The organism is Chromohalobacter canadensis, assembly GCF_029544075.1.
In the GTDB taxonomy this organism is placed as follows: Bacteria; Pseudomonadota; Gammaproteobacteria; order Pseudomonadales; family Halomonadaceae; genus Chromohalobacter; species Chromohalobacter canadensis_A.
This window is the reverse complement of the sequence record NZ_JAJQJH010000005.1, coordinates 147,637-173,799: the sequence shown is the minus strand read 5'-3', so window position 1 is coordinate 173,799 and position 26,163 is coordinate 147,637. Positions and strand designations below refer to the sequence as shown.

Here is a 26,163-nt window from a genome sequence, read left to right as displayed (position 1 = left end):
AAGGCCGGACGCTGCCGATAGACCGATGTGATGACCGTGATTTCATGACGCTTCTCGCCCTGGGAATCAACCACAAGACAGCGACCATCGAGGTTCGCGAGCAGGTCGCCTTTACGCCGGCCGAGCTGGCGGGCGCGTTGGCCGAACTCAAATCACTGCCCGGCGTCAACGAAGCGGCGGTGCTGTCGACCTGTAATCGTACCGAGCTCTACTGTGTGACCGACGCTCAGGGAGAGCGCTCGGTGCTCGACTGGTTGGGGCGCTTCCACGGGTTGCCGCCCGAGACCCTGATGCAAAGCGCCTACCACTACCTCGATGGCGAGGCCGCTCGCCATTTGATGCGCGTGGCGGCGGGGCTCGACTCCATGGTGCTGGGCGAGCCGCAAATCCTGGGCCAGCTCAAGGAGGCTTATCAGCTCGCACGGGACAATGCCGGCCTGGGGGGCGAGCTGGAACGGCTTTTCCAGCATACCTTCTCCGTGACCAAGCAGGTGCGCAGCGAGACAGGTATTGGCGAGAACCCGGTCTCGGTAGCCTATGCTGCCGTCAATTTGGCCAGTCATATCTTCGACGATTTCGGGCGTGCCCGCGCGCTGTTGATCGGGGCGGGCGAAACCATCGAGCTGGTTGCGCGGCATCTGCGTGAGGCGGGTATTCGTGGGCTGACCGTTGCCAACCGTACCCGTGAGCGTGCCGAGACCTTGGCCAATGCCTTCGATGCCGAGGCGATTTCACTGGGGGAGATCCCCCAGGCGCTGACGCATGCCGATATCATCATCTCTTCCACGGCGAGCCCGTTGCCTATTCTCGGCAAGGGAATGGTCGAGAGCGCGCTGAAGAAGCGCCGCCATCGCCCCATGTTCATGGTCGATATCGCCGTCCCTCGCGATATCGAGTCCCAGGTGGGCGAGCTGGATGATGTCTTCTTGTATAGCGTCGACGACTTGCAGGAAGTGATTGAGGAAAACCGCAAGCAGCGTGCCGTGGCCGCCGCCCAGGCCGAGTCCCTGATCGAGCATGGCATCCAGCATTGGCAGCGTGAGCGCCGCGTGCGTGGTGCCGGTGACTTGATTCGCCGTTACCGTGAGCAGGGAGAGGCGCTGCGTGAAGAAGCCGAGCGCCAAGCGCTGGCGCAACTCGCTCGCGGCGAGGACCCCCAAAAAGTTCTGCAACGGCTGTCGCGTCAGCTGACCAATAAATTGCTGCACGGCCCGACGCTACGCTTACGCGAAGCGTCAGGTGAGGAGCGGCACGATATCCTCCAGGCGGCTGATACGTTGCTGATCGACCCGGCCGCATCGACACAGGACCCTGCATGAAAGCGACTCTGCGCACACGTCTCGATGCCTTTCAGGAACGCTTCGAAGAACTCGCCGCCTTGTTGGCCGAGCCGGACGTGATCGCCGATCAGGCCCGCTTTCGCGATTACTCACGCGAATATGCCGAGCTCGAGCCTTTGATCGAAACCTGGCGGGTCTATCGGCGTACCGAGGGCGATATCGAGGCGGCCGAGCAGATGCGCGAGGATAGCGACCCCGAAATGCGCGAATTGGCGGAGGAGGAGTCGCGCCTATCGCAGGCGCGACTCGAGGAACTGGATGCGGACGTCAAGCAGCTCTTGGTGCCCAAGGACCCTGACGATGGCAGCAACGTGTTTCTCGAGGTTCGTGCCGGTACCGGCGGCGACGAGGCGGCGCTATTCGCTGGCGACTTGTTCCGCATGTATTCGCGTTATGCAGAACGCCAGGGCTGGCGAATCGAGGTGATCAATGTCAGCCATGGCGAGAAAGGCGGCTACAAGGAAATGATCGCTCGGATACGTGGCGACAACGTCTACGCGCGGCTTAAGTTCGAGTCCGGTGCGCATCGCGTGCAGCGGGTGCCTGCAACGGAATCCCAGGGGCGTATCCATACCTCGGCGTGTACCGTGGCGGTCATGCCCGAAGCGTCTGCCGTCGGTGATGTGGAGATCAATAGTAACGACCTGCGTGTGGATACATTCCGCTCCAGTGGCGCCGGTGGACAGCACGTCAATACCACGGACTCGGCGATTCGTATCACGCACTTGCCGACCGGCGTGGTGGTGGAGTGCCAGGAAGAGCGTAGTCAGCATAAGAACCGCGCCAAGGCGATGGCGTTTCTGGCGGCGCGCCTCAAGCAGTCCGCCGTGGAAACGCAGCGCCAGGAGCAGGCCGATACGCGCCGTTCGCTGGTCGGCTCGGGCGATCGTAGCGAACGTATCCGGACCTACAATTTTCCCCAGGGGCGACTCACCGATCATCGCATCAACCTGACGCTCTATAAGCTGGGCGACGTGATGACGGGGGAGCTCGATGAAGTGATCAATCCCCTGATTCATGAGTACCAGGCCGAGCAGCTCTCGGCGCTGCAGACGGATTGATGACCTACGATACCTTGCTGACGCGCGCGGCGCGGCGTTTGCAGGCAGCGGACAGTGCCTCACCGCGCTTGGATGCCGAAGTGCTGATGATGCATGCGGCCTCGGTGACCCGTGCATGGCTATATACCTGGGGTGACCGCGAACTCACAGGTGTGTCCCGGGCGCGTTTCGAGGCGCTGGTGGCGGCACGAGCGCTGGGCCATCCCGTGGCGTATCTCATCGGCGAACGCGAGTTCTGGGGGCTACGGCTGCGTGTCGATGAGGCGACCCTGATCCCACGACCCGACACCGAGTGCCTGGTCGAGGCACTGTTGGCGAAGATGCCGTATGGACCAGGGAAAGCGCTGGACCTAGGCACGGGGACCGGTGCCATTGCCCTGGCGCTGGCCTCCGAGCGGCCAACATGGCATGTCACTGGTGTCGACCGGGAAGAGGCCGCTGTGATTATAGCCAAGGATAACGCCCAGCATCTGGGGATCGCCAACGCGACCTTCCTCGTCAGCGACTGGTTTGGCGCGCTGGAGAATGCGACCTTCGACGTGATTGCCGCCAATCCACCCTATATCGCCGAGGATGATCCACATCTCACACAGGGCGATGTGCGCTTCGAGCCGCGTTCGGCGCTGGTGGCGAGGGATGCCGGGCTGGCCGATTTGCATTATTTGGCGATGACGGCGCGTGGGCATCTCGTGGCGGGAGGCTGGCTGGCGCTGGAACATGGCTGGGAGCAGGCATCACGGGTTCGTGAGGCGCTCGCGCAGGCCGGGTATGAGGATGTGTTCAGCGAGACCGACCTCGGGGCACGTGAACGCCTCACGCTAGGGCGAGCGCCATGATGGCGGGTGCCCGGCATTGATTGCTGTAAACGACACCGCCGGCTGTCTGGAGACGCGGGCTGTGGTTGTGGTAGTAATACGTCTCGCATCGACGGTTGCCCCAGGATAAGCATTACCTGTCATAGGGCCTGGTTGCGGTTTCTCCTGTCATTCATTGTCTCGGAACAACAATATAATGAAAGCCAAGACTCGATCACTCGATCGCATCGATCTCAATATCTTGCGTTGCCTGCAGGACAACGCGCGCATTTCCTATGTCGACCTGGCGTCCCAGGTCGGCTTATCCACTACGCCATGCCTGGAGCGCGTCAAGCGCCTGGAGAAGGCCGGCATCATCCGCGGTTACAAGGCGTTGCTCGACCCCAAGGCGCTCAAGGCCAACTTGCTGGTGTTCGTCGAGATCAGCCTAGAGACCCAGTCGCCAGCGGTATTCGATGAATTTCGCCGGGCCGTGGCCAAGCTACCGCAGATTCAGGAATGTCATCTGGTCTCCGGGCAGTTCGATTACATTCTCAAGTGCCGGATTCCGGAGATGTCCGCTTATCGTCAACTGCTTGGCGATGTCGTGTTGACGCTGCCGGGGGTCAAGGAATCCAAGAGTTACGTGGTCATGGAAGAGGTCAAAGAAGATGTCTCGTTGCATGTGCCCGATACCGAGCAGTTGGACACCTGACGCGCGCATGCCGGGAGGCGTTCTTCACGCGGGAGGCGATGGACTCACATGAAGGAAATGGACGATACTGCGCTACTGCGCTATAGCCGCCAGATCATGCTCGAACAACTCGATGTGGACGGTCAGCAGCGCTTGCTCGAAGGCCATGCGCTGATTGTCGGTGCCGGCGGCCTGGGGTCGCCGGCGGCGCTGTATCTGGCTGCTGCGGGGGTGGGTCGGTTGTCGATCGCTGACGACGATGTCGTCGAGCTTTCCAATCTTCAGCGCCAGATCGCGCATGGTGAGAGCGACATAGGGCATGCCAAGGCGGAATCGGCGGCGGCGGCGGCACGGCGCTTGAATTCCGGCTGCGAGGTAGAGGTCATCGCCTCGCGTCTTGAAGGGGAAGCGCTCGAGCGCGCGATAGCGGCGGCAGATGTGGTGCTCGACTGTACGGATCGCTTTTCCAGTCGCTATGCCATCAATCGTGCCTGTGTCGCCACGCAGACGCCCTTGGTGTCCGGCGCGGCGATTCGCTTCTCGGGACAGCTGGCGGTCTTCGATACGCGTGATGCGGCCTCGCCCTGTTACGCTTGTCTTTACGGCGAGGACAGCGACGATGAAGCGCTACGCTGCGCCGAAAACGGTGTGATTGCCCCTCTGGTGGGAATCATCGGTACCTTTCAGGCGCTCGAGGCACTCAAGTTGCTTGCCGGTGTTGGGCATCCTCATCGCGGGCTGGCGACTTTCGACGCGCTGAGCGGCGAATGGCGGCGCTTCAAGGTGGGACGCGATCCTGCATGCCCCGTTTGCAGCGCGGCTAATCCCGCCTGATGTTGGGGCTTTTCACGTCACTGCGATTGTTTGCCGAATAGGCCGCGTCTCGAGCGGGTGTAAATGACCGAGTCCATACAAACGCCCCAGTTCATTGAGCTGGGGCGTGATGTGTCGGCTACCGATAAAACGCGTCAGAGCTCGAAGGTGGGCAGCTTGCGCGGCACCTTGGCCTTGGTGAGCTTGGCCACCTTGGGTAGGCCGTTTTCGAATGGTGGGAAGTCTTCGCCTTGAATCAGCGGCGAGAGATAACGACGTCCAGCCTCCGTGATGCCAAAGCCGTCCTCGCGAATGTACTCGCGAGGCATGAACTTTTCCTTGTTGGCTACTTCCGCCAGCGGCGTTGCTTCGATACGCCATTCGTAAGGTGTTTCGCTGACGCGCTTGATGGTCGGCATCATGGCGTTCTTGCCATCCAGGGCTAGCTCGACGGCCTTCTGGCCCACGGCATAGGCTTGCTCGACATCGGTCTTGGAAGCCAGGTGACGCGCCGCGCGCTGCAGGTAGTCGGCGACTGCCCAGTGATACTTGTAGCCCAGGTCCTGCTTGACCATACCGGCGAGCGTCGGTGCCACGCCTCCCAATTGACGATGTCCGAAAGCATCGGTATTGCCGGCATCGGCGAGGAAGGTGCCGTCTTCGTAGCGGGCGCCCTCGGAGACGACGATGACACAGTAGCCGTATTTCTTGACGGCCTCGTCGACGCGCTGCATGACCTGGGCACGCTGAAAGGGCAGCTCGGGGAAGATGACCAAATGGGGCGGCTCGCCTTCACCATTGCCTGCCAGCGCGCCGGCCGCGGCGATCCAGCCGGCATGGCGTCCCATGACCTCAAGTACGAAGACTTTGGTGGAAGTGGCGCACATGGAGGCGATATCCAGCGCCGTTTCCTGGGTCGAAGTAGCGATGTACTTGGCCACGCTACCGAAACCGGGAGAGTTGTCGGTGATCGGCAGGTCGTTGTCGACGGTCTTGGGAACATGAATCGCGGTCAGCGGGTATCCCATTTTCTCGGAGAGCTGCGACACCTTGAGGCAGGTGTCGGCGCTATCCCCACCACCATTGTAGAAGAAGTAACGAATATCATGCGCCTTGAATACCTCGATGAGGCGCTCGTATTGCGCGCGGTGCGTCTCGATGTCCTTGAGCTTATAGCGGCAGGAACCGAACGCGCCGCCCGGCGTATGGCGCAGTGCGGCAATCGCCTCGTCGCTTTCCTGGGAAACGTCGATCAGATCCTCGGTCAAGGCGCCGATGATGCCGTTGTGGCCGGCGTAGACCTTGCCGATCTTGTCCGAGTGGCGACGACAGGTTTCGATGACGCCGCAGGCGCTGGCGTTGATGACGGCGGTGACGCCACCGGACTGGGCGTAAAAGGCATTGTGCTGGGCCATGGGACTTATGGTGCTCCTGGGTCTGGGCGCATGAATGAGCGAATGATAGCCGACATTGACCGTCGATGCCTATGCCGCGGCGCTCGGCTGGTGGGCCGCGCGGCGCCATGCTAGGCTCGCCGCATCATGGCAGGAGGCTCAGATGCACGTCCATATTCTAGGGGTTTGCGGTACGTTCATGGGAAGTCTGGCGCGGTTGGCCAAGGCGCTCGGACATCATGTCAGCGGTTCGGATGCCAACGTCTATCCCCCGATGAGCACTCAGCTCGAAGAGGCGGGCATCGCCCTTTGCGAGGGCTATGCCGCCGATAACCTGGCGCCACGTCCCGACCTCGTGATCATTGGCAATGCGCTATCGCGCGGCAACCCCGAGGTGGAGGCGGTCCTCAACGCCAAGTTGCCCTATGTCTCGGGGCCGCAATGGCTGGCCGAGCAGGTGTTGCCGGGCCGGCGCGTGCTGGCGGTGGCGGGTACTCACGGCAAAACCACGACCGCCAGTTTGTTGACGTGGATCCTGGAAGCGAGCGGCCACACCCCAGGCTTCTTGATCGGCGGGGTGCCCCGCAATCTTGGGGTGTCCTCGCGCTTGGGCGATGCCGGCGCGCCCTTCGTGGTCGAAGCCGATGAATACGACACGGCCTTCTTCGACAAGCGTTCCAAGTTCGTCCACTACCGTCCAGATATCGCGGTGCTGGGCAATCTCGAGTTCGATCACGCGGATATCTTTCCCGATCTGGCTGCCATTGAGCGTCAGTTTCATCATCTGGTGCGCACCGTTCCCGGCAATGGCCGGTTGATCGTGGCGGACGAAGAACCGGCGCTCGAGCGGGTGCTGGCGCAAGGTTGCTGGAGTCCCGTTGTGCGTTTTGGTGATACTGACGGCGCGCAATGGAAGTGGCGGCTGGAAAGCGCCGATGGCCGACGCTTCGAGGTGCGTCATGGCGAGAGTTTCGTTCGCGTCGACTGGTCGCTGAGCGGGCGTCACAACGTCGCCAACGCGGTGGCGGCCCTGGCCGCGGCGTCGGCCTGCGGTGTTACGCTCGAGGAAGGTGCGGCGGCGTTGGCACGCTTCGAATCGCCTCGCCGACGTCAGGAAGTGCGCGGTGAGATCGGCGGTATTCAGGTGATCGATGATTTCGCCCACCATCCCACGGCTATCGCCGCCACGCTCGAGGGCCTGGGGGCGGCGACCGACGCGGGGCGGCTGCTGGCGGTAATCGAGCCGCGTTCCAATACGATGCGTCTGGGCAGCATGCGCGAGCGCTTGCCGGAAAGCGTGGCGGCGGCGGATCGCGTCTGGTGGTATCAGCCGCTGGAGGTGACATGGTCGCTGGATGCACTGGCAGCGTCCTGTCCGGTGCCCGCGACGGTGAGCGACGATATGTTGGCCCTGGTCGAGGCCATCGTGACCGAGGCACGCTCGGGTGACCGTATCGTGGTGATGTCGAACGGTGCCTTCGAGGGCATCCACGAGAAATTGCTCGCGGCTCTGGAGGTACGGCATGGCGGATGAAGCGATGTTCGAAGCGCCTGTCACCGTGGCGTTGACGGGAGCTTCCGGGGCACAGTACGGGCTTCGTCTCATCGACTGCCTGGTGGCGGCGCGGCATCAGGTGCTGGTGCTGATTTCCAAGGCTGCGCAGATGGTGATCGCCACCGAAACCGACGTGAGCTTGCCGTCGAACCCCGAGCGTCTGAGTGAGGCGTTGAGAGAGCGAAGCGGTGCCGCGCCGGGGCAGATTCGCTGCTTCGGTCGCGAGGACTGGATGGCGCCCGTGGCCTCTGGGTCGGGTGCGCCCAGTGCCATGGTGATCTGTCCCTGTTCGACGGGAACGCTCTCGGCGGTCGCCACCGGCGCGAGCAACAACCTGATCGAGCGCGCCGCGGACGTGGCGCTCAAGGAACGGCGTCAGCTCATCCTCGTCCCGCGCGAGACGCCGTTCTCGGCCATTCATCTCGAGCACATGCTGACGTTGACCCGGATGGGCGCGGTGATACTCCCTGCGGCCCCCGGGTTCTACCACCGCCCACAGACGCTCGACGACATGATCGACTTCATCGTGGCGCGCATTCTCAATCAACTGGGCATTGCGCATGCTCTGATGCCGCGCTGGGGGGAAGCCACATGATCAGTCTGTCGTTGCTTTCGGTCTTCGTGCCGACGTTTTTCATGGTGTCGTTGACCCCGGGCATGTGCATGACGCTTTCCATGACGCTGGGCATGACGATCGGGGTGCGGCGCGCCTTGTGGATGATGCTCGGCGAGCTGGTGGGCGTTGGCCTGGTGGCGGTCTCGGCGGTGGTCGGGGTCGCCACCTTGATGCTGCGCTACCCGGAAGTGTTCGCCGTGTTCAAGTGGGTCGGCGGTGCCTATCTGATCTATCTCGGTGTCATGATGTGGCGCTCCAAAGGGCGACTGGCGATCCCCGAAGCGAGTGACGCGGTGCCCGATGTGTCGCGGGTCCAGTTGATCGTCCAGGGGTTCGTGACGGCAGTCGCCAACCCCAAGGGCTGGGCATTCTTCATCGCCTTGCTGCCGCCTTTTCTGGAATCCGGCCGTCCGCTGGCCCCCCAGCTAGTCGCGCTGGTCGGTGTGATCCTGACCCTGGAGCTGACCTGTCTGCTAATCTATGCCGGCGGCGGGCGCACGGCCAGCCGCTTCCTGCGCCGCAGCGGCAATGTTCAGTTGCTGAACCGCATTGCCGGCAGCTTGATGGTTGGAGTAGGCGTCTGGCTGGCGCTGGGCTGAGCATTGTTCGCTGCGGATGCTAGGCCTAGACGTAGGGTAGCCAGACAATGCGTGCCACTAGCAACAGCAAGGACGCAACGACCAGAGGTGGCCATGGGCAGGGCGTAAGGGGGACGTGTACGAAGCGCTGATAGCTGAGGCGCGTAATGGCGCACACCACCAGGCCGAGAAGCGCGCCGCCAATCAGATCGCTGACCCAATGCACACCAAGGACAAGGCGTGACAGGGCCATTGGCAGGCATACCAGCGTCGCTCCCCAATATACCCACATTCTCCGTTTTGCGGGCAGTGTCTCGGCCATGAACGCTGCCGCCAGGCCAATCAACACAATACTCGTCGAGGTATGAGCGCTGGGGTAGGAAAATGAGCCCATGAGATAGTCCGGCGTATCGGGGCGAGCACGACCGGCGAGATGTTTGAAGACCAAGTTGGCGAATCCGACGCCCACCAATGCGCTGCTGATATGCAGGAAGGCTGCAATACGCCGCGAAAAAAGCAGCCACACTAGCCATGGCATGGTCAGTGCAATGATGCCCAAGAGATCGCCACTCAGAGCCATGAAAGTGCTGAACTCTCCTAGCCAACTGCCCGATAGGGGTGCCAGTAAGGCCTGAATCTGTCGGTCCATAGGCAACGCAGGTGTGGGGTGCTCGAGCACCCAGAGCGTCCAACCGCACAAAGCGACTAGGCTGGCCACGAGAAGAGCGAGCGATGCCAGCGGTATTTCGTTGCGCGGGTGAGCGGCACCCAGGGCGAGCCATAGGCGTCGTCGGCGCGGCGTCGCGCGGGAAAAGCGGGCCAGGCGCATGTAAACCCAGCCGCCGCGCCCGAGCTGGTGACGAAGCCAGGAAAACCCTATCCCCAGCGTTATCAGCATGAGTCCCAGGGTAACGAGCCATCGTTCGCTGCTTGCAGGCAAGGCGAGGAGTTTGTCCCATGAATGGCCGAGTAGATAGCCGGGTAATAGATAGGCGGGGGCCCAAAGCAAGGCGGAAGCGATATTGACGGCGGCAAAGCGCCATGTCGGCATGTGCAGCATGCCAGCGACCATTGGCACGATGGGACGTACCGGCCCCACGAAGCGACCGATGAGGATGGAGAAATCGCCATAGCGCTTGAAGAAATCGATGCCGCGCGCCAACCATTCAGGGTGGCGGGTGAACGGCCACAGTCGATGCACGCGTTCGCGCTGCGAATAGCCCAGCCAGAAGCTTAGGCCATCACCGAGAGTTGCTCCCGCAAAGGCCGCCGCCAGCAATAACGGCAGGGGGAGGTGCTGATGCCCGGCCAGTGACGCGGCTGCGGTCAGTAGCACGATGCCGGGCACCAGCAGGCCAACCACGGCGAGCGACTCGAGCAGCGCCACCAACAGCACGATCAAGATCAGTAATGTCGGTGAGGGAGAAAATTGGTATAGCCACTCGGTCACGTTCAAGTATCGGGTTCCAGCAAGTTGAATCCACGCCTGATCAGCCGTTGCTCGAAACGTTCGGCGCACTCGTCATCCGACAGGTGACAGATACGAGCCTGGGCCTCGATGGCACCGATTTCGGGGAGCGGAGTTTCCTCGAGCGCATGCGTCAAGCGCTCACGGACGATGAGGGCGCCGGCTTCCCCTGCGTCGGCAAGCAACAGCCAAAAGACGCTATGGCGATGCCGACCCATGGCATCGCCACGTCGAGAGTTGCGTTGTACCACCTGACAGAAAGTCGTCAATAGTGTGTCTTGTGCCGTTTGTCCGAACTGCTCGTTGGCCATATCGAGTTGAGGTAAATGAATGACTAGCGCACTCAGCGATTGGTTCAATACGCGGGCGCGAGCGACCTCGGCGATAAGTCGTTCGCTGAGAGCATCCCGCGATAGCATACCGCTTTGCATATCGAACTGGTCGGTGGTCTTGAGCAGGCGGGTCTGTTGCATGTACCACCCGAGAGGCAATATCGAGATGATGACTAGCGTGAAGTACTGCAGACCGCCCGCGGGCGTCGATAGTACAGAGTTGATCAGGAATAGCCACATGGGCGCGAGCAGCACGTTGAGGAGTAGCGCGGCACCAGGTGGCAATAGCAGCGTAGCGAGTATTGGAGGGACCCCCATCCAAAGTGCACCGGACGCCTCGAGGTAAGGCGCTTCCACGGCAATCGCCAGATAACCACTGATTAACACCAGGTAGGCAGGCAGTCGACGCGCATAAGCATTTTCTGCCATTAGGGCGGCGGTAGACATCATGATCGCCAGGATGGCGATCGGCAGGATGCGCGAGTAATGGCCCATCAGGTAGTGCCAGGCCGTGAGGCTGGCGAGCACCAGCGCCCCGCAGGCATACGCCATGGCGTGCAGGCGTGACGACGAGAGACGCTCAGGCATGGTCGATTGTCTCTTGTCGGCAGTGCAGGCCGCTGGCTTGCACCGAGAGCTCATGGCCCAGCGTAATGGGGTCGAGGTTAGGGACGACGGCCGCGATGCGTATACGGCAGTGCTCTTGCAGCTCGGTCGTGATCGCGTCACGACGTAAGGCGGCGTGTTGCTCGTCCTTTGAAATCAGCAGTACTGCGAAAGTCTGTGCATCCACGCGGTAACAACCCTCGAAGGCGTGGATAAGAGCGGCCAGGCGCTCCTTGAGACGCCGGCGAACCTTGTGGCCGCGTTGATAGGGCCGCATTACGAACAGTTCGGCGTAGACGTTCTCGCGCTGACGCCGCGACCATTCGACGGTCAAGTCCTGACGCAGACGATTGAGTGACCAGAACGAGTCCTCCGGCGTGAGGCGATGGCGACGTTCCAGCTCTTGCCGTAACCGGCTGTGCTCGGTGGCTTTGGCAAGCCCTAATGCCATGAGAGCGGTCAGTAATGCACCGCTTAAAGCGGCTTGCGCCACACCCAGAGGCGCTTGAACGTGCCACCAGCCGAGTGCGGCGGCCACCAGGAGTGCGTAGCGCATGGGCCGGGGTTGTGGTGCGAGCAGTAGGATTGGCCATAGCCATACGCTGATGGCGTACGTCATAGGCGCATGCCAGAGTAGCGCAAGTAAAAGCAAGGCACACAATGGGATCGTCAATGTCCAGGCGCGGCGCGATAAATGACGCCACGCAAGCGTCGCCAATACGATAAGGGCGGCGATGAGGAGACCTTGCGTGATCGGGTCGTTTTCCTGCCAGGCGGTAATGGTCACTAGTCCCGCGCCTAGTAGGAAAAGCCCGGTTAAAGGTGTTTTGTATTTGCTCTGCATGGTGCCGTATAGTGATTCCTTTCCCAGCGGTGCCGGCAGTATAGCCGTTGTGCCTCTGCCGTCATGCTTCGGAAAGCACCGATTATCATATGCTTCCCGGCGGATACCCAGGAGAAAATTGCCCGCATGGCCCTTGAAATTTCCGATTCCGAGATCGCCGACGTCGATGCTTACATGCATGCGATGGGCGTACGGGCGCGTGGTGCGTCACGCGTGCTGGCCCGCGCCACCACTGCGCAAAAGAACCGTGCGTTACTCGCCATGGCGAGTGCCCTGGATGAGGCGCGTGATGCATTGGAAACCGCCAACCACCGCGATCTCGAGGCGGGGCGCAATAACGGCCTTGACGAGGCGCTGCTGGATCGTCTGGCGCTGACTCCGGCACGTATCGACACGATGATCGAGGGCTTGCGTCAAGTGGCTGCCTTGTCCGACCCGATTGGCGAGATTCGTGACATGCGCTATCTACCCTCAGGGCTTCAGGTGGGCAAGATGCGCGTCGCGCTGGGCGTGGTGGGTATCGTCTACGAATCGCGCCCCAACGTCACCGTGGACGCCGCCAGCCTTTGCTTGAAATCAGGCAATGCAACGATCTTGCGCGGTGGCTCCGAGGCGATCCACTCCAACCGAGCCATTGCGGAATGTATCCGGCAGGGACTCAGGGCAGCAGAACTCGACGAGGCCTGCGTGCAAGTCGTGGCGACGACCGACCGTGCGGCGGTCGGCGCATTGATCGCCATGCCGGAGTTCGTCGATGTCATCGTGCCGCGCGGTGGGAAGGGGTTGATCGAGCGCATCTCAAGAGACGCGCGCGTGCCGGTAATCAAGCATCTTGATGGCATCTGCCATGTATATGTCGACCGGGCCGCCGATCCGGCCAAGGCGGTGGCCATCGCCGACAACGCCAAGACCCAGCGCTACTCGCCTTGCAATGCCATGGAAACACTGCTGATGCATGCCGAGGCAGCGCCCCGGGTGCTCCCTGAGTTGGTCGATATCTATCGCCGCAAGGGTGTCGAAATGCGTGCATGCGAACGGACGCGGGCCTGGGTGGCGGACGCCGTTGCCGTGACTGAGGACGATTGGTATAGCGAATACCTCGCACCGATCGTGGCCATTCGCATAGTCGATAACTTGGAAGAAGCGATCACGCACATCAATACTTATGGCTCGCACCATACCGATGCCATTGTTACCGAGAACCTCACCGACGCGCGGCGCTTTCTGACTGAAGTCGACTCCAGCTCTGTCATGGTCAATGCCTCGACGCGTTTCGCCGATGGTTTTGAATATGGGTTAGGGGCGGAGATCGGCATTTCCACCGATAAGCTGCATGCGCGAGGTCCCGTTGGCCTGGAAGGCCTCACCAGCGAGAAATACATCGTATACGGCGATGGCCATGTGCGCAGCTGAGGTCCCGCCGCGCGTCGCGATGCTGGGCGGTACCTTCGATCCCGTGCACGTGGGGCATCTGCGTAGCGCGCTCGAGCTGCGCGAGGCGCTGGCGCTCGATAGCGTGCACATGGTCCCGGCGCGGGTGCCACCGCATCGAGCTACCCCAGGCGTCGATGCCGAGCAGCGCGCGACCATGTTGGCGCTGGGCATCGCTGATACACCGGGGCTTTACGTAGATGATCGCGAGATCCGCCGCGAGGGGCCTTCCTATTCCACCGCGACCCTGGCGTCCTTGCGCGAAGAGCTGGGTACGCAGGCGCGCCTGGTCATGGCGCTGGGGCACGACGCCTATCTGCACTTGGCCGAATGGCACGAGCCGGCGCGTCTGTTCGAGCTCGCGCATGTCGTCGTCATCGATCGTCCCGATCACCAACAGCCGCTTCCGACGGCGCTCGACACGCTGATCGAAGGCCGTGAAGTGGAGAGTGCCGATACGCTGATGCAGTCGCCTGCGGGGGGGCTGCTGCATTTAAGCCTGCCCACGCGCATGGCGATTTCGGCCACGGCGATTCGGGAGCGATTGCAGCGCGGTAAAAGCGTGCGTTATTTGCTACCCGATGCTGTGGAACGCTATCTCCTGGCGCATCGTCTTTATCGATGATGTCGTCATCAATCAATGAAAGGGGCCTGGCGTGTGGTGGCGCTACCCAAAGGCTTTTTAACCTTGCCCCTGGCGGTTTGGTGTCAGCGCGGTAGAATGCGGGCCTTGCCCGAAGGGGTATGACACATGAACGAGGAGCTATGCAGACTGAAGCACTCAAAACGCTGGTAATGGACACGCTCGAGGAACTCAAGGCACGTGACGTTGCCGAACTCGATGTCGCCTCGTTGACCAGCGTCACCGACACCATGATCGTCGCCAGTGGTACATCGAGCCGACACATCGGCGCCCTGGCCGAAAGTGTGGTGGAGAAAGTCAAGGAAGCGGGATGCCGTCCCTTGGGTATCGAGGGTCACCAAGGGAGCGATTGGGTCCTGGTCGATTTGGGCGATCTCGTAATCCACGTCATGCTGCCCGAGACCCGTCAGCTATACGATCTTGAGCGCTTGTGGTCGGATCTACCCAGCGATGGGGTATCCGTTGAGGGGGCGCTTGGCGAGGTGCGTGGATGAAGCTTCGCGTGCTCGCCGTGGGGACTCGCATGCCCGGTTGGGTCACGCAGGGTGTCGATGAATACCTCAAGCGACTGCCGCGTGATTTCAGCGTGGACATCGTCGAGATTGCGCCCGGCAAGCGGGGCAAGAACGCCGATGTGGCCCGTGCGGTTCAGGGCGAAGGCGACGCCATGCTGGCGAAGCTGCGCGATCAGGAGCGTGTAATCGCATTGGATGTCGAGGGTCGAAGTTGGAGCACCGAGCGATTGGCCGCCAACGCCGAACAATGGCGCCAGGAGGGTCGCGACGTGGCGTGCCTGGTGGGTGGGCCGGACGGGCTCGATTCACGTCTATTGGCGCGAGCCGAGCAACGTTGGTCGCTCTCGGCATTGACGTTGCCTCATCCACTGGTACGTATTTTGCTGGCTGAGCAGCTATATCGCGCCTGGACCTTGTTGGCTGGCCATCCCTATCACCGATGATTAACGGGGCTAGATACCTGTTCAGCAGCTACCTTCCACCTTCCCGCCTGTTATCGGGGACCCATGCGTAAACGACGCGACCCAATCAAGGATACCGCTCGAGAAGTCCGTGTATTTCGGTCTCGCTCGCTACTGGCGGCATTACTCGTATTATTGATGGCCGGGGGGTTGGGCGCTCGTCTTTTCTATCTCCAGGTTGTCGAGCATGATGTGTTCACCACGCGTTCCGAGAAGAATCGTGTGCGTGTCGAACCGTTGCCACCGACGCGTGGGCTCATCTACGATCGCCAAGGCCAATTGGTCGCTGAGAACCGCCCAACCTATAACCTGACTATCGTACGGGAGCGGGTCAAGGATATTGATGCCACTCTCGACCGACTGGTCGACATCCTGGGGCTGGACGAAACGCAGGTCGAGGCGTTTCGCAAACGGTCGCGCCAACGTCAAAGACCCTATCAACCGGCATTGTTGATGAGCGGTCTCAACGAACGACAAATCGCACGGTTAGCCGTCAATCGTTACCGGCTCCCAGGAGTCGAGGTCGAAGCACAGTGGCTACGTCATTATCCCAATCCCAAGATCATGTCGCATGTGCTTGGCTATGTCGGGCGAATCAACGAGCAAGAACTGGCCTCGTTGGATAGCGGCAACTATGCGGGCACGCATTATATCGGTAAGACCGGTATCGAGAAGCAGTACGAAAACGCGCTGCATGGGCAGGCTGGCCTGCGTAAGGTGGAAACCAACGCCCGAGGTCGTGTGCTACGCGAGCTTGAGCGTACACCGCCAGAACCGGGCAAGGACTTGACGCTGACCATCGACACGCGACTTCAACAGATGGCTTACGATCTGCTGGATGGGCGGCGCGGTTCCATCGTCGCGATTCAACCTCAGACCGGTGATATTTTAGCGATGGTCTCTGCCCCGGGATTCAATTCCAACGAGTTCGTGACCGGTATTTCCTACAAGGACTATCAGTCGCTGCAAGAGAATCTTGATCTGCCGCTGTTCAACCGGGCCGTGCGCGGCCAGTATCCGATCGGGTCGACCATCAAGCCTTTCGAGGCCTTGGCCGCGCTTCAAAATGGTGTCGTGACGCCCCAAGAAGTCATCTATGACCCAGGATATTACAAGCTGCCCAACGATTCGCGCCACTATCGGAACTGGTTGCGCTGGGGGCATGGCCGTGTCGATCTGGAGCGCGCCCTTGCCGTTTCCAACAACACCTACTTCTACACCATGGCGCATCGCTTGGGCATCGATGCTTTATCCAACTTCATGTACAAGTTCGGGTTTGGGGAGGTCACCTCGTTGGATGTGCAAGGGGCTTCATCGGGGACCGTGCCTTCCCGTGAGTGGAAACGCGAGAAATACGGACAAGTGTGGTATCCCGGGGAAACGCTCTCGGCGGGTATCGGGCAAGGCTACTGGATGGTCACACCATTGCAGCTCGCAACGGCGGAGGCAACGCTGGCCAACCGTGGGGATTGGGTGCGTCCACATTTGGCCAAACGCGTCGGTGAGACCTCGATCGAACCGCCTTTCAAGAACACCAAGCCTGACGTGACGCTCGACAAGGAGGTCTGGTGGGATGACGTGTTCAACGGCATGGAAAAAGTCGTTAGTGGCAGAGAGGGCACTGCACGCCATATCGGTAAAGGACTGAAATACGACATGGCGGGCAAGTCGGGCACGGCCCAGGTGTTTTCTTTGGGGCAAAACCAAAAATACGATGCCGACGAGCTCAAGGAACGTTTGCGTGATCACGCCTTGTTCACGGCGTTCGCGCCTGTGGACGATCCGCAGATAGCCATCGCCGTGATCGTCGAAAACGCCGGGGGCGGTAGTTCACATGCTGCGGGCCTGGCTCGCGCCCTGGCAGACGAGTGGCTCCTGCCCGATGACGAGAACACCCATCAAGCCGAAGAACTCATCAAGGAGGACGTCGAAGTTGAAGGGACTTGAATGGCGTCACTTCAGTCGGTCACCGTCGGATGGCATGGGGCGCAAGCGCTCCCTCTGGTCGCGCCTTCATCTCGACCCTTGGCTGCTTTTGCTGCTGCTGAGCCTAATGGGGGCGGGGCTGGTAGTCTTGTACAGCGCCAGTGGCATGAGTCTTGCCGTTACGCTAGGACAGACGTCGCGTTTCGGTGTGGCCTTGCTGGCCATGTTCGTGATTGCCCAATTTTCGCCAGGTACGTTATGCCGTTGGACCCCCCTCGGCTACTTCATAGGGGTAGCCATGCTCGTGGCGGTGGAAGTGATGGGCGACATGGGGATGGGGGCGCAGCGCTGGCTGGAAATCCCCGGAATAATCCGTTTTCAGCCATCCGAGTTGATGAAACTGGCGGTGCCCATGATGGTGGCGACGTATCTCTATAAGAGACCGCTGCCGCCGAGCATGCGCGACCTGCTGGTCTGTGCCTTGATCATCGGTATGCCGGTGATGCTAATCATGCGTCAGCCTGACCTGGGGACGTCATTGCTGGTGGCCTGCGCGGCAGTGTTCGTCATCTTCCTGGCGGGCCTGTCATGGCGGGTAATCGGCTTGTTGGCGGTGCTCCTTGCATCCGCCTTGCCCCTACTCTGGTTCAATATGCATGAATACCAACGCCAACGCGTATTGACCTTCCTCAATCCCGAAAGTGACCCACTGGGGGCCGGTTGGAATATCATCCAGTCGAAAACGGCCATCGGCAGTGGTGGCGTCTTCGGCAAGGGTTGGGGCTTGGGAACTCAATCTCAGTTGGAGTTTCTTCCCGAGCGTCATACCGACTTCATTGGCGCTGTGCTGGGAGAGGAGTGGGGGTTGATCGGGATGCTGGTCTTCCTGGCCCTCTACGTGCTCATCGTGGGGCGTGGCCTGTTTCTCGCCAATACCGCCCAGGACACCTATGGGCGCCTGGTCGGCGGCAGCATCGTGCTGACATTCTTCATCTATGTCTTCGTCAATATGGGCATGGTCAGCGGCATTTTGCCTGTCGTTGGTGTGCCGTTGCCGCTGGTCAGTTTCGGCGGTACGTCCAGCGTGACCTTGCTGATCGGTTTCGGTATCCTCATGTCCGTTCATACCCACCGACGGTTGTTGCCGCGCTAGGCAGGGCGCGACGCTGAAAGGAGGCAACGACAGCCCAGGGCCAAGGAGTCAGAGCCTGATGAAGTGGAATAATGTGCGGTCCCATTGGCGAGGGTTTGCCCCGGCGGCGGCATTGCTATGCGGGGTAGCCCTGTTTCCCTCGGCGCATGCGGCCGAGGAGTTCGATCCTGCCTCGCACGCTGATATCCGCGAGTGGGTCGATGACGTATCAGGGAGCGGCATTTCTCGCGATGACGTGACCCAGGCATTGCGCCACGCCCGGTTTCGCCAGGACGTGCTGGACGCCATGCAGGGAGCGGCCGAGCGTCGCTTGAGTTGGCATGAATACCGCGACATCTTCGTGCAGCCCAAGCGCATTCAAGAAGGCGTAGCGTTCATTCGTGAGCACCGTGATGCCCTTGCGCGCGCCGAACGAGAATACGGCGTGCCGCCCGCCTACATTGCTGCGATTATCGGTGTCGAGACGCGTTATGGTCAGCACAAGGGGCGTCATCGTGTGCTCGATTCGCTCGCTACGCTTGCTTTTCATCACCCCTCGCGTGGCGAGTTCTTCCGTGGCGAATTGGCGGCGTTTCTTGAAATCACCCTAGATCAAGGGATTTCGCCGGAAGCCCCCAAAGGCTCCTATGCCGGCGCCATGGGTTACCCGCAATTCATCCCGACCAGCTACCGCGCTTATGCCGTCGATTTCGATGACGATGGGCGGCGTGATCTGTGGGACGATCCCGTGGATGCGATCGGCAGCGTGGGCAATTACTTCGCCGAACATGGATGGCGTCGAGGGGCGCCGGTGGTGACGCCCGCCGATGGTCCCGATACGCCTCCGCAAGCGATCGACTTCAACCGCACGCGTGAGCCTTACGTGCGATTGGCGGCGCTTGCCGATGCCGGTATCCACCCACGCGGTGAACTCGACGCGTCGCGTGTCATTCCGCTGTCCCTGGCGCTCGAGTCGAGGGATTATCGCTACGCGTTGGGGCATGAAAATTTTTATGTGATCACGCGTTATAACCACAGTTATCTATACGCAATGGCTGTCACCGAACTCGCAGCAGGTATCCAGGCATCGCTCGACAAGGATGATGCATGAGAATCGGCGGCGTACTTGTGTGTGTATTAATGCTGTTGGTGGCAGGGTGCGCCAGTGATGGCGGCGGTCGTTATGCGCAGCAAGACGATGCTTATCCGGACGCGCCGCCCGATGTGGCGAATGTTCCCGATGCGGTACCCAAGGACGAGCCGCTGGCCAAGAGCGGCAATCGCTCCACCTATGAGGTGTGGGGCGAGACCTATCATGTGCTGTCCGACCCCAGCGGCTATGTGGAAGAAGGCGATGCGTCCTGGTATGGCACCAAGTTCCAGGGTTACGACACTGCGAGCGGGGAAATCTATGACATGTACAAGATGTCGGCGGCGCACCGCACGCTACCGTTGCCGACTTATGTCCGCGTGACCAACCTCGATAATCGGCGCAGTGTCATCGTGCGCGTCAATGATCGTGGCCCATTTCATGGCGATCGTTTGATCGACTTGTCTTACGCCGCCGCGGCACGCTTGGACATCTTGGGAGACGGAACGGGACATGTGCGTGTGGAAGCCATTGACCCCAAGCAATGGGCCGAGCAGCATGAGCCTTCCACCGAGCCAGCCTCCAATGGGGATGTGGCCAAGGCGTCCTCGGGCATACCGGCTCGAGAATCGGCACAGGGGGCCGCGGATGAAGCATCGACCGCCGGGGTGTCCCAGCAAGATCGTGCCACCGAGGGTCAGGACGGCACGGGACAATATGTTCAGGTCGCGGCACTGAGCTCCGCGGCCAGGGCCAAGGCGCTGGAAAAGCGCTTGCAAGGACAGGTATCGCGTCCGGTACGCGTAAGGGAAGAGGCGTCCGTGTATCGTGTTCAGGTAGGGCCTGTGCATGATGCGTCGCATCTTAATTCCATCAAAGCGGAATTACAAACGGCGGGCTTTGATCAGTCGTTTGTCGTTTCCGCTACCGAGTAACCCCGCTTAGCGAGAAAAGTTGTCATGAGAGTGTTCGCCCGATCGTCATTGTTACGCATTGTTTTATTGGTCACGTTAGGTGTCGGTGGTCTCACCCCTGTGGCGCAAGCCGAGGATCCCCCTGCGCCCTCGCCAGTGCCGTCGTCGATGGTACCATCGGCACCGAGCCTGGCGGCGTCTTCCTGGGTGCTGATGGACGCCGATAGCGGCAAGATCCTGGTCGAGCACAATGCCGATAAGGAGTTGCCGCCGGCCAGTCTGACCAAGATGATGACCGCCTATATCGTCGAGCGTGAAATCGACGCCGAGAATATCGATGCCGACGACAAGGTCACGATTAGCGAGAATGCTTGGCGTACCGGTGGTTCGCGGATGTTCCTCAACCCGGGGAGCAAGGTAAGCGTCGACAATTTGCTCAGAGGGGTCGTGATTCAGTCGGGCAACGATGCCAGCGTCGCATTGTCGGAGCATATCGCTGGCAGTGAGGACGCCTTTGCCGATCTCATGAATCAGCAGGCCTCGCGTATGAACCTCCAGCATACGCATTTCATGAACCCCACCGGGCTGCCGCACGATGACCACTACTCATCGGCTCACGACCTGGCGGTCATCGCACAACACATCATCAAGGACTACCCCGAGCACTACGAAGTGTATTCGGAGAAGTACTTCACCTGGAATGATATCCGTCAGCCCAACCGTAATCGCCTGTTGTGGCGCGATCCAAACGTCGATGGCTTGAAGACAGGGCATACCGAGGCGGCAGGCTACTGCCTGGTGGCATCCGCCAAGAAGGACGATATACGCCTAGTGGCCGTGGTGATGGGGACCGATTCTGACGAGGCACGAGCCCAAGAAACTCAGAAACTGTTGAGCTATGGGTTCCGCTTCTTCGAGACACAGCGTCTCTACGAAGCTGGTGCCGTGCTCAACAAGCCGCGTGTCTGGGGTGGCGAGAAGGACGAGCTGCGTCTGGGCGTGGCGGATGACGTGTACTTGACTGTGCCGCGTGGACACAGTGATGAGTTGAACGCTCAGCTCGACATCAAGAAAACCATCGATGCGCCGGTCGAGAAGGGAGAACAGCTTGGCACATTGAAAATCAAGCTAGATGGTGAAGTGCTCGACGAGCGTCCCCTGGTAGCGCTGGAGTCGATCTCCGAAGGTGGCTTCTTCAAGCGCCTTTGGGACAGTGTCCTGCAGTTCGTGAATGGGTTTTTCGACTGATTCACTGTGGTTCGGCTCAAGGGCGAAGCGTTTCGAAAGCTTTGCCCTTGGTCGATACGATAAGGTTGAGTAAAATACTCGGAAATATCATGTCGAGCCCATGTGAGGCCGTTCTTCATGCAACAGACTTCACCAACCGAGCAGGGTGCATCGCCAGAAGCGCCCAAGATCGAGTTTCCCTGTCAGTATCCTATCAAGATCGTCGGTGACGCGGCACCGGACTTCAAGGTCACCGTGGTCGATATCGTCGAGCAACACTCGCCTGGCTTCGATCGTCGCAGCGTGCGCATGGTCGATAGCCGCAATGGCCGCTTTCAATCCGTGCGCGTAGTGATTCACGCCACCGGGCAAGACCAGCTCAATGCACTGTTCCATTCGCTGAAAGCGACGGGGCGTGTGCACATGGTGCTGTAGGTGGCGATGAGCGAAGAGCGCCCACCGGTGCAGTTGCATCGCCTAGGGCGTCGCACCTATGAGCCGGTGTGGCAGGCCATGCGCAAGCTCACCGGTGAGCGTGATGCTACGACGCCCGATCAATTCTGGTTGGTGGAGCATGAGCCGGTGTTTACGCAGGGGCAGGCCGGTAAGCCCGAGCATCTGCTCATGCCTGGCGATATTCCGGTCGTCGCCACCGATCGTGGTGGGCAGGTGACGTATCATGGGCCGGGTCAGGTCGTGCTTTACCCGTTGATCGACGTACGTCGTGCCAAGCTGGGCGTACGGGAGCTCGTATCGGCGCTCGAGAACACGGTGATTGCGTTGCTGGCCGAGTATGGTGTGGAGGCGCATGCGCGCCCTGACGCGCCGGGTGTTTATGTCGGCGAGGCCAAGATTGCCTCGCTCGGCTTGCGTATTCGACGCGGCGCCAGCTTCCATGGCGTCGCGCTCAATGTCGATGGTGACTTATCTCCTTTCCAGCGCATCAATCCCTGCGGCTATGCCGGCATGGCCATGACACGGCTTGCCGATCTGGTCGACGATTGTCCGGATAGCGATACGGTCGCCGTCGAGCTGGCCGAGCGTCTGGCGCGAACGCTAGAGCGAACGCTCGTGCCAGTTGCCACCGTCGGCGCCTGACGCACCGTCGTTCAGCGTCCTTCTACATCGAGCGGCGCGTCCCAATGAAACCGGCCCGCCGTGGACTAAGTCTACGGCGGGCCGGTTTCATTGCATCACTAAGGCTTGAAAAGTGCGGTCTTCAGCCGACGTTGACGACCGCAATGCGGTCGGGATCGGGCGATTGACCAGGCACCTCAGCGGGCTCTGCCAGTCCTAGGTTATTCTTCTCGAACACTCGGTCGGCGCGATAGCTGGAGCGCACCAACGGCCCCGACGGCACTTCCATGAAGCCTTTTGCCAAGCCCTGCTGGCGGTAGTGCTCGAATTCGTCGGGCGTCACCCAGCGTTCCACCGGCAGGTGGTTGCGGGTCGGTTGCAGGTACTGGCCCAGTGTCACGATATCGACGCCAATGGCGCGAAGGTCATCGAAGGTCTCGAGGATCTCTTCTTCGGTTTCGCCGAGCCCCAGCATGATGCTGGTCTTGGTGATCACCTCGGGGCGGTGACGCTTGGCATGCGCCAGCACGTCGAGGGTCTTACGATAACCGGCACGTGGATCGCGCACGCGCTGCGTCAAACGTTCCACGGTCTCGACGTTCTGGGCGAACACTTCCAGGCCGGAATCGACGACTCGCTCGACGGCACTGGATATGCCGTCGAAGTCCGGCGTCAGTGCTTCCACCGCCACCTGAGGTGTGCGCGCTTTGATCGCGCGAATGCAGTCGGCGTAGTGGCCAGCGCCAGCGTCGGGTAGATCGTCGCGGTCCACCGAGGTCAGTACCACATAGCGCAACCCCATCAGCTCCACCGATTCGGCGGTGTTCGCCGGTTCCTCGGGGTCCAGCCAGCCACGCGGGTTACCGGTGTCGACGGCGCAGAAGCGACAGGCCCGGGTGCATACCGACCCCATCAACATGATGGTGGCAGTACCGTTGCTCCAGCACTCTCCCATGTTCGGACAGTGGGACTCGGCACAAACGGTGCTGAGCCGATGCTCCTTCACGTTGCGCTTGACCGCCTCGAAGCGTTCACCGCCGGGCATCTGGACGCGTAACCATGAGGGCTTGCGGCCGCCGACGCCATCGCCTGCGGATTGCTCGCGTGACTTCATGCCATCCTTGATGGCGGCGATGCCCTGGTCGTTGCGGTATTTCTTGCCGCTGGTGACGCGTTGGGTAGGAGTGTCGCTCATAGCGTGAGCCTCTCTGCAAGCCGGCCGACGGCGCCGAAGCGACGCTACCACAGAAAGAGGGGAAGGGCGTCGGTCGACGTTTCCGGGGGGCCTGGCACGTCTGATGATGCGTGAATTGATACATCCAACATACCACAAAAGGCGTAGTGCTGGACAGGTTGGCAATGGCGCTTCAGTGTCAAGGAGAGCAGCCTGGCTGCACGCGATACCATGCCCGGCTGGTGCCGGGCATGTCGTCTTGCACAGGGCTGTGTCGGTTATGGGAATGTCATGCCTCGGGCATGGCACTCAACACCAGCTTGCCCGTGGTATGTCCGGTTTCGAGGCGACGATGGGCTTCCCCGAGATTGGCTGGGGTCAATGGGCCGACGATATCGCTGAGCGTGCTGCGCAGATGACCGGCGTCGAAATGCTCGGCCAGCGTGGCCAGGATCTTGCCCTGGTGAGCGATGTCGGCGCCGTGCAACGGCCGCGCGAACATGAATTCCCAACTGAACGTCACCGCCTTGCCTTGCAGAGCATTGAGATCGACGGTCTTCTGGGTCTCGGCGATGGCCACGATGTGGCCCAAGGGCCGAATGAGCGTGGTCATGTTCTCCCAGTGGTCGCCAATATCATGGCAATTGAAGATGTAGTCGACCTGCTCGTGGCCGGCCTGCTGCATGTTCGACACGAGGTCGTGGTGGTCGACGACCTCATGCGCGCCCATGCGCCGGCACCATTCTACGGACGTATCGCGCGACGCGGTGGCGATGACCTTGATGCCGGTGAGTTGGGAGGCCATTTGCGTCGCGATCGAGCCGACACCGCCAGCGCCGTTGATGATCAGCAGGGTCTGCTCGCGATGGGTGTCTTTGCCCTGTGACAGCTTGAGCTTGTCGAACAGGGCCTCCCAGGCGGTCAGGGAAGTCAACGGCATGGCGGCCGCTTCCTCGGCGCTCACTTTGCTCGGTGCCTTGGCGGCCAGGCGCGCATCGACGAGTTGATATTCGGCGTTGCAGCCGGGGCGCTCGACCTCGCCGGCATAGTACACGCGATCTCCCGGGGCGAAATGCTCGACGTTGGCGCCGACGTGCTCCACCCGGCCCACGGCATCCCAGCCAAGGACGTTGTGCTGGTCGCTGGGAAGGAAGGCGCCCTGGCGAATCTTGGTATCGACCGGATTGACCGACACCGCGTCGATGCGCACGAGAAGGTCCCATTCTCCGGGGCTCGGCATCTCGCGTTCATGGAGCTCGAAAGCGTCCAGGGGCGCTGCCTGAGGCTGGCCGGTGGTGGCGACTACTTGCATGACTGACTCCCTGTAAAAAGTGGAACGTGATGATAATGCCCCTTAGATGAGGGCCTTCCAGGTCGGAGTCAAGTCAAGCGTGGCTGATTCATGGCGTACAGGCGAAGCTGGGGCCGGGTGCGGGCACCAGCGGCGCTTTGAAGTGATCGTTCAGCTCAGGCAACAGCTCGCGGACGAAGCGCAGGAAAAGTTCGGTCACGGGCGTTGGGTAACGATCCTTTGGATGCACGGTGCACCAGGAGCGGCGTAGCGGAAAGCCGGGCAGTGTCGGTGACGCCAGCAGCCCCGAAGCAAGCTCGAGCTGGACCGCCAGGCGTGGCAGCACAGCGACCCCGAGATGCGCCATGACGCCCTGCTTGATCGCCTCGTTGGTGCCAAGCTCCAGGGTATGGCGTAGCGATACCCGCTCGCGAGCGACGAAATCCTCGAACGCCGTGCGTGTCCCTGAACCGGGCTCGCGCATCAGCACGTAATAGCGTGTGAAATCCTCGAGCGTGGGCGAGTCTGCCGTCAACAGCGGATGCCCGGGCCACACCACGGGAATCATTTCATTGTCGAGAATCGGCATAAAGGCGAGATTGGCGTCCTCGGGGACCATGCCCATGATCACGAGGTCGTCGCGGCGCTCGGCGAGACGCTCCAGCGCCTGGCCGCGATTGCAGACGCGCAGGCGCACCTGCACCTCCGGGTAACGGGCACGAAAGCGGGCCAGGATATGGGGCACGACATACTGCGCAGTGCTGACGGCGGCGAGATTGAGTTCGCCTCGGATGGTGCCTGCCAGCTCGGAAAGCTCCATCTGTAGGCTCGAGACCTGACCGAAGATCGACTGTACCGAGGCGGCCAGTGCATCCGCGGCGGGCAGAACATGCAGCGTCTTGCCCGCATACTTGAACAGCGGCTGCTCGAGCGCCTGCTCAAGCTGGCGGATCTGAGCGCTGACGGCGGGCTGTGTGAGGCCGAGCTGTTCGGCCGCCCGCGAATAGGACTGCTGCCGGTGCACGGCCTGGAAAACCTGCAATTGGCGAAAGGTCAGACGATTGAGCAGATTGGGTCGTGACATGACGCCCCCGGCGTAGTCATAAGCTATTACTTATAGCTTGGCAAAAAAATATCAATTTTTCTATTGATCCTTCGGTGGGTAGCGTGAGAGTACGATAAAGACA

At 61.0% G+C, this 26,163-nt stretch carries 26 protein-coding genes; 19 read left to right on the top strand and 7 right to left on the bottom strand.

Features of this window, described 5'->3' with window-relative positions; genetic code table 11:
• The first annotated feature begins 44 nt into the window (after positions 1-44).
• The 5 genes from hemA to LUN51_RS09285 all read left to right on the top strand — a co-directional run bounded on the left by hemA (position 45) and on the right by LUN51_RS09285 (position 4,723).
• The gene (gene hemA / locus LUN51_RS09305; RefSeq protein ID WP_277811041.1) at positions 45-1,319 is read left to right on the top strand and encodes a glutamyl-tRNA reductase; all 1,275 of its coding nucleotides are present in this window, start codon (positions 45-47) and stop codon (positions 1,317-1,319) included.
• On the top strand, positions 1,316-2,401 hold the full coding sequence (gene prfA, locus LUN51_RS09300; RefSeq protein ID WP_277811040.1) for a peptide chain release factor 1: 1,086 nt from the start codon (positions 1,316-1,318) through the stop codon (positions 2,399-2,401). Before hemA ends, prfA begins: the two co-directional genes overlap by 4 nt.
• A complete protein-coding gene (gene prmC / locus LUN51_RS09295) occupies positions 2,401-3,237 on the top strand; it encodes a peptide chain release factor N(5)-glutamine methyltransferase (protein ID WP_277811039.1) in 837 nt (278 codons plus the stop codon). The genes prfA and prmC overlap by 1 nt, the downstream gene beginning before the upstream one ends.
• 175 nt (positions 3,238-3,412) lie before the next feature.
• Positions 3,413-3,910, top strand: a complete 498-nt coding sequence (locus tag LUN51_RS09290; protein WP_040243754.1) for an Lrp/AsnC ligand binding domain-containing protein — start codon at positions 3,413-3,415, stop codon at positions 3,908-3,910.
• A gap of 57 nt (positions 3,911-3,967) precedes the next feature.
• Entirely contained in the window at positions 3,968-4,723 is a 756-nt protein-coding gene (locus LUN51_RS09285; protein ID WP_277811051.1) for a HesA/MoeB/ThiF family protein, read from the top strand.
• Between the two features lie 134 nt (positions 4,724-4,857).
• Here LUN51_RS09285 and LUN51_RS09280 read toward each other — a convergent pair whose 3' ends face one another.
• Positions 4,858-6,117, bottom strand: coding sequence for a 6-phosphofructokinase (locus LUN51_RS09280; RefSeq protein ID WP_277811038.1), 1,260 nt, complete (start codon positions 6,115-6,117; stop codon positions 4,858-4,860).
• Positions 6,118-6,259: 142 nt separating this feature from the next.
• Between LUN51_RS09280 and mpl the strand changes: the two genes are divergently transcribed.
• Genes mpl through LUN51_RS09265 form a run of 3 tightly spaced genes read left to right on the top strand, consistent with a single transcriptional unit; the run spans position 6,260 to position 8,866 of the window.
• Positions 6,260-7,630 (top strand): UDP-N-acetylmuramate:L-alanyl-gamma-D-glutamyl-meso-diaminopimelate ligase, encoded by a 1,371-nt coding sequence (gene mpl / locus LUN51_RS09275; protein ID WP_277811037.1) that lies wholly within the window; start codon positions 6,260-6,262, stop codon positions 7,628-7,630.
• Positions 7,620-8,246, top strand: coding sequence for a flavin prenyltransferase UbiX (locus tag LUN51_RS09270; protein WP_075367862.1), 627 nt, complete (start codon positions 7,620-7,622; stop codon positions 8,244-8,246). The genes mpl and LUN51_RS09270 overlap by 11 nt, the downstream gene beginning before the upstream one ends.
• A complete protein-coding gene (locus LUN51_RS09265) occupies positions 8,243-8,866 on the top strand; it encodes a LysE family translocator (RefSeq protein ID WP_175575824.1) in 624 nt (207 codons plus the stop codon). Before LUN51_RS09270 ends, LUN51_RS09265 begins: the two co-directional genes overlap by 4 nt.
• Before the next feature lie 25 nt (positions 8,867-8,891).
• Here the strand turns inward: LUN51_RS09265 and LUN51_RS09260 are convergent, their stop codons facing one another.
• From LUN51_RS09260 to LUN51_RS09250, 3 genes are read right to left on the bottom strand one after another with little or no spacing between them, the layout of a single operon-like run.
• On the bottom strand, positions 8,892-10,295 hold the full coding sequence (locus LUN51_RS09260; RefSeq protein WP_347276509.1) for a bifunctional DedA family/phosphatase PAP2 family protein: 1,404 nt from the start codon (positions 10,293-10,295) through the stop codon (positions 8,892-8,894).
• A gap of 2 nt (positions 10,296-10,297) precedes the next feature.
• Complete coding sequence (locus LUN51_RS09255; RefSeq protein WP_075367864.1) at positions 10,298-11,233, bottom strand: diguanylate cyclase domain-containing protein; 936 nt, start codon at positions 11,231-11,233, stop codon at positions 10,298-10,300.
• Complete coding sequence (locus LUN51_RS09250) at positions 11,226-12,095, bottom strand: hypothetical protein (protein ID WP_277811035.1); 870 nt, start codon at positions 12,093-12,095, stop codon at positions 11,226-11,228. The genes LUN51_RS09255 and LUN51_RS09250 overlap by 8 nt, the downstream gene beginning before the upstream one ends.
• Positions 12,096-12,221: 126 nt before the next feature.
• Here LUN51_RS09250 and LUN51_RS09245 point away from each other — a divergent pair, with 126 nt between their 5' ends.
• The 11 genes from LUN51_RS09245 (at position 12,222) to lipB (ending at position 22,532) form a co-directional block, all read left to right on the top strand.
• Positions 12,222-13,508, top strand: coding sequence for a glutamate-5-semialdehyde dehydrogenase (locus tag LUN51_RS09245; RefSeq protein WP_347276508.1), 1,287 nt, complete (start codon positions 12,222-12,224; stop codon positions 13,506-13,508).
• A complete protein-coding gene (nadD, locus tag LUN51_RS09240; protein WP_277811033.1) occupies positions 13,495-14,151 on the top strand; it encodes a nicotinate-nucleotide adenylyltransferase in 657 nt (218 codons plus the stop codon). The genes LUN51_RS09245 and nadD overlap by 14 nt, the downstream gene beginning before the upstream one ends.
• Positions 14,152-14,291: 140 nt before the next feature.
• Positions 14,292-14,663, top strand: coding sequence for a ribosome silencing factor (gene rsfS / locus LUN51_RS09235; protein WP_277811032.1), 372 nt, complete (start codon positions 14,292-14,294; stop codon positions 14,661-14,663).
• A complete protein-coding gene (gene rlmH, locus LUN51_RS09230; RefSeq protein ID WP_277811031.1) occupies positions 14,660-15,127 on the top strand; it encodes a 23S rRNA (pseudouridine(1915)-N(3))-methyltransferase RlmH in 468 nt (155 codons plus the stop codon). The genes rsfS and rlmH overlap by 4 nt, the downstream gene beginning before the upstream one ends.
• Positions 15,128-15,190: 63 nt before the next feature.
• Positions 15,191-17,092: a penicillin-binding protein 2 gene (mrdA, locus tag LUN51_RS09225; protein WP_277811030.1), complete on the top strand. Its 1,902-nt coding sequence runs from the start codon at positions 15,191-15,193 to the stop codon at positions 17,090-17,092.
• A gap of 34 nt (positions 17,093-17,126) precedes the next feature.
• The gene (gene rodA, locus LUN51_RS09220; protein WP_277811050.1) at positions 17,127-18,224 is read left to right on the top strand and encodes a rod shape-determining protein RodA; all 1,098 of its coding nucleotides are present in this window, start codon (positions 17,127-17,129) and stop codon (positions 18,222-18,224) included.
• Positions 18,225-18,282: 58 nt separating this feature from the next.
• Positions 18,283-19,314, top strand: coding sequence for a lytic murein transglycosylase B (gene mltB / locus LUN51_RS09215; RefSeq protein WP_277811029.1), 1,032 nt, complete (start codon positions 18,283-18,285; stop codon positions 19,312-19,314).
• Positions 19,311-20,228 carry a septal ring lytic transglycosylase RlpA family protein gene (locus LUN51_RS09210; RefSeq protein ID WP_277811028.1) on the top strand — a complete coding sequence of 306 codons (918 nt, stop codon included), beginning with the start codon at positions 19,311-19,313 and terminating at the stop codon, positions 20,226-20,228. Before mltB ends, LUN51_RS09210 begins: the two co-directional genes overlap by 4 nt.
• A 24-nt stretch (positions 20,229-20,252) precedes the next feature.
• Positions 20,253-21,455, top strand: coding sequence for a D-alanyl-D-alanine carboxypeptidase family protein (locus LUN51_RS09205; RefSeq protein WP_277811027.1), 1,203 nt, complete (start codon positions 20,253-20,255; stop codon positions 21,453-21,455).
• A gap of 117 nt (positions 21,456-21,572) precedes the next feature.
• A complete protein-coding gene (locus LUN51_RS09200) occupies positions 21,573-21,869 on the top strand; it encodes an HP0495 family protein (protein ID WP_040243741.1) in 297 nt (98 codons plus the stop codon).
• A gap of 6 nt (positions 21,870-21,875) precedes the next feature.
• Positions 21,876-22,532: a lipoyl(octanoyl) transferase LipB gene (lipB, locus tag LUN51_RS09195; protein ID WP_277811026.1), complete on the top strand. Its 657-nt coding sequence runs from the start codon at positions 21,876-21,878 to the stop codon at positions 22,530-22,532.
• Between the two features lie 121 nt (positions 22,533-22,653).
• Here lipB and lipA read toward each other — a convergent pair whose 3' ends face one another.
• The 3 genes from lipA to LUN51_RS09180 all read right to left on the bottom strand — a co-directional run bounded on the left by lipA (position 22,654) and on the right by LUN51_RS09180 (position 26,060).
• Complete coding sequence (gene lipA / locus LUN51_RS09190) at positions 22,654-23,706, bottom strand: lipoyl synthase (RefSeq protein WP_277811025.1); 1,053 nt, start codon at positions 23,704-23,706, stop codon at positions 22,654-22,656.
• A gap of 268 nt (positions 23,707-23,974) precedes the next feature.
• On the bottom strand, positions 23,975-24,997 hold the full coding sequence (locus LUN51_RS09185; protein ID WP_277811024.1) for a zinc-binding alcohol dehydrogenase family protein: 1,023 nt from the start codon (positions 24,995-24,997) through the stop codon (positions 23,975-23,977).
• Positions 24,998-25,085: 88 nt separating this feature from the next.
• Complete coding sequence (locus LUN51_RS09180; RefSeq protein ID WP_097023224.1) at positions 25,086-26,060, bottom strand: LysR family transcriptional regulator; 975 nt, start codon at positions 26,058-26,060, stop codon at positions 25,086-25,088.
• Positions 26,061-26,163 lie beyond the last annotated feature (103 nt).

Coding starts and splice junctions, on each gene's coding strand:
- hemA (WP_277811041.1), top strand. CDS start 45: ATGACGCTTCTCGCCCTGGGAATCAACCACAAGACAGCGACCATCGAG.
- prfA (WP_277811040.1), top strand. CDS start 1,316: ATGAAAGCGACTCTGCGCACACGTCTCGATGCCTTTCAGGAACGCTTC.
- prmC (WP_277811039.1), top strand. CDS start 2,401: ATGACCTACGATACCTTGCTGACGCGCGCGGCGCGGCGTTTGCAGGCA.
- LUN51_RS09290 (WP_040243754.1), top strand. CDS start 3,413: ATGAAAGCCAAGACTCGATCACTCGATCGCATCGATCTCAATATCTTG.
- LUN51_RS09285 (WP_277811051.1), top strand. CDS start 3,968: ATGGACGATACTGCGCTACTGCGCTATAGCCGCCAGATCATGCTCGAA.
- LUN51_RS09280 (WP_277811038.1), bottom strand. CDS start 6,117: ATGGCCCAGCACAATGCCTTTTACGCCCAGTCCGGTGGCGTCACCGCC.
- mpl (WP_277811037.1), top strand. CDS start 6,260: ATGCACGTCCATATTCTAGGGGTTTGCGGTACGTTCATGGGAAGTCTG.
- LUN51_RS09270 (WP_075367862.1), top strand. CDS start 7,620: ATGGCGGATGAAGCGATGTTCGAAGCGCCTGTCACCGTGGCGTTGACG.
- LUN51_RS09265 (WP_175575824.1), top strand. CDS start 8,243: ATGATCAGTCTGTCGTTGCTTTCGGTCTTCGTGCCGACGTTTTTCATG.
- LUN51_RS09255 (WP_075367864.1), bottom strand. CDS start 11,233: ATGCCTGAGCGTCTCTCGTCGTCACGCCTGCACGCCATGGCGTATGCC.
- LUN51_RS09250 (WP_277811035.1), bottom strand. CDS start 12,095: ATGCAGAGCAAATACAAAACACCTTTAACCGGGCTTTTCCTACTAGGC.
- LUN51_RS09245 (WP_347276508.1), top strand. CDS start 12,222: ATGGCCCTTGAAATTTCCGATTCCGAGATCGCCGACGTCGATGCTTAC.
- nadD (WP_277811033.1), top strand. CDS start 13,495: ATGTGCGCAGCTGAGGTCCCGCCGCGCGTCGCGATGCTGGGCGGTACC.
- rsfS (WP_277811032.1), top strand. CDS start 14,292: ATGCAGACTGAAGCACTCAAAACGCTGGTAATGGACACGCTCGAGGAA.
- rlmH (WP_277811031.1), top strand. CDS start 14,660: ATGAAGCTTCGCGTGCTCGCCGTGGGGACTCGCATGCCCGGTTGGGTC.
- mrdA (WP_277811030.1), top strand. CDS start 15,191: ATGCGTAAACGACGCGACCCAATCAAGGATACCGCTCGAGAAGTCCGT.
- rodA (WP_277811050.1), top strand. CDS start 17,127: ATGGGGCGCAAGCGCTCCCTCTGGTCGCGCCTTCATCTCGACCCTTGG.
- mltB (WP_277811029.1), top strand. CDS start 18,283: ATGAAGTGGAATAATGTGCGGTCCCATTGGCGAGGGTTTGCCCCGGCG.
- LUN51_RS09210 (WP_277811028.1), top strand. CDS start 19,311: ATGAGAATCGGCGGCGTACTTGTGTGTGTATTAATGCTGTTGGTGGCA.
- LUN51_RS09205 (WP_277811027.1), top strand. CDS start 20,253: ATGAGAGTGTTCGCCCGATCGTCATTGTTACGCATTGTTTTATTGGTC.
- LUN51_RS09200 (WP_040243741.1), top strand. CDS start 21,573: ATGCAACAGACTTCACCAACCGAGCAGGGTGCATCGCCAGAAGCGCCC.
- lipB (WP_277811026.1), top strand. CDS start 21,876: ATGAGCGAAGAGCGCCCACCGGTGCAGTTGCATCGCCTAGGGCGTCGC.
- lipA (WP_277811025.1), bottom strand. CDS start 23,706: ATGAGCGACACTCCTACCCAACGCGTCACCAGCGGCAAGAAATACCGC.
- LUN51_RS09185 (WP_277811024.1), bottom strand. CDS start 24,997: ATGCAAGTAGTCGCCACCACCGGCCAGCCTCAGGCAGCGCCCCTGGAC.
- LUN51_RS09180 (WP_097023224.1), bottom strand. CDS start 26,060: ATGTCACGACCCAATCTGCTCAATCGTCTGACCTTTCGCCAATTGCAG.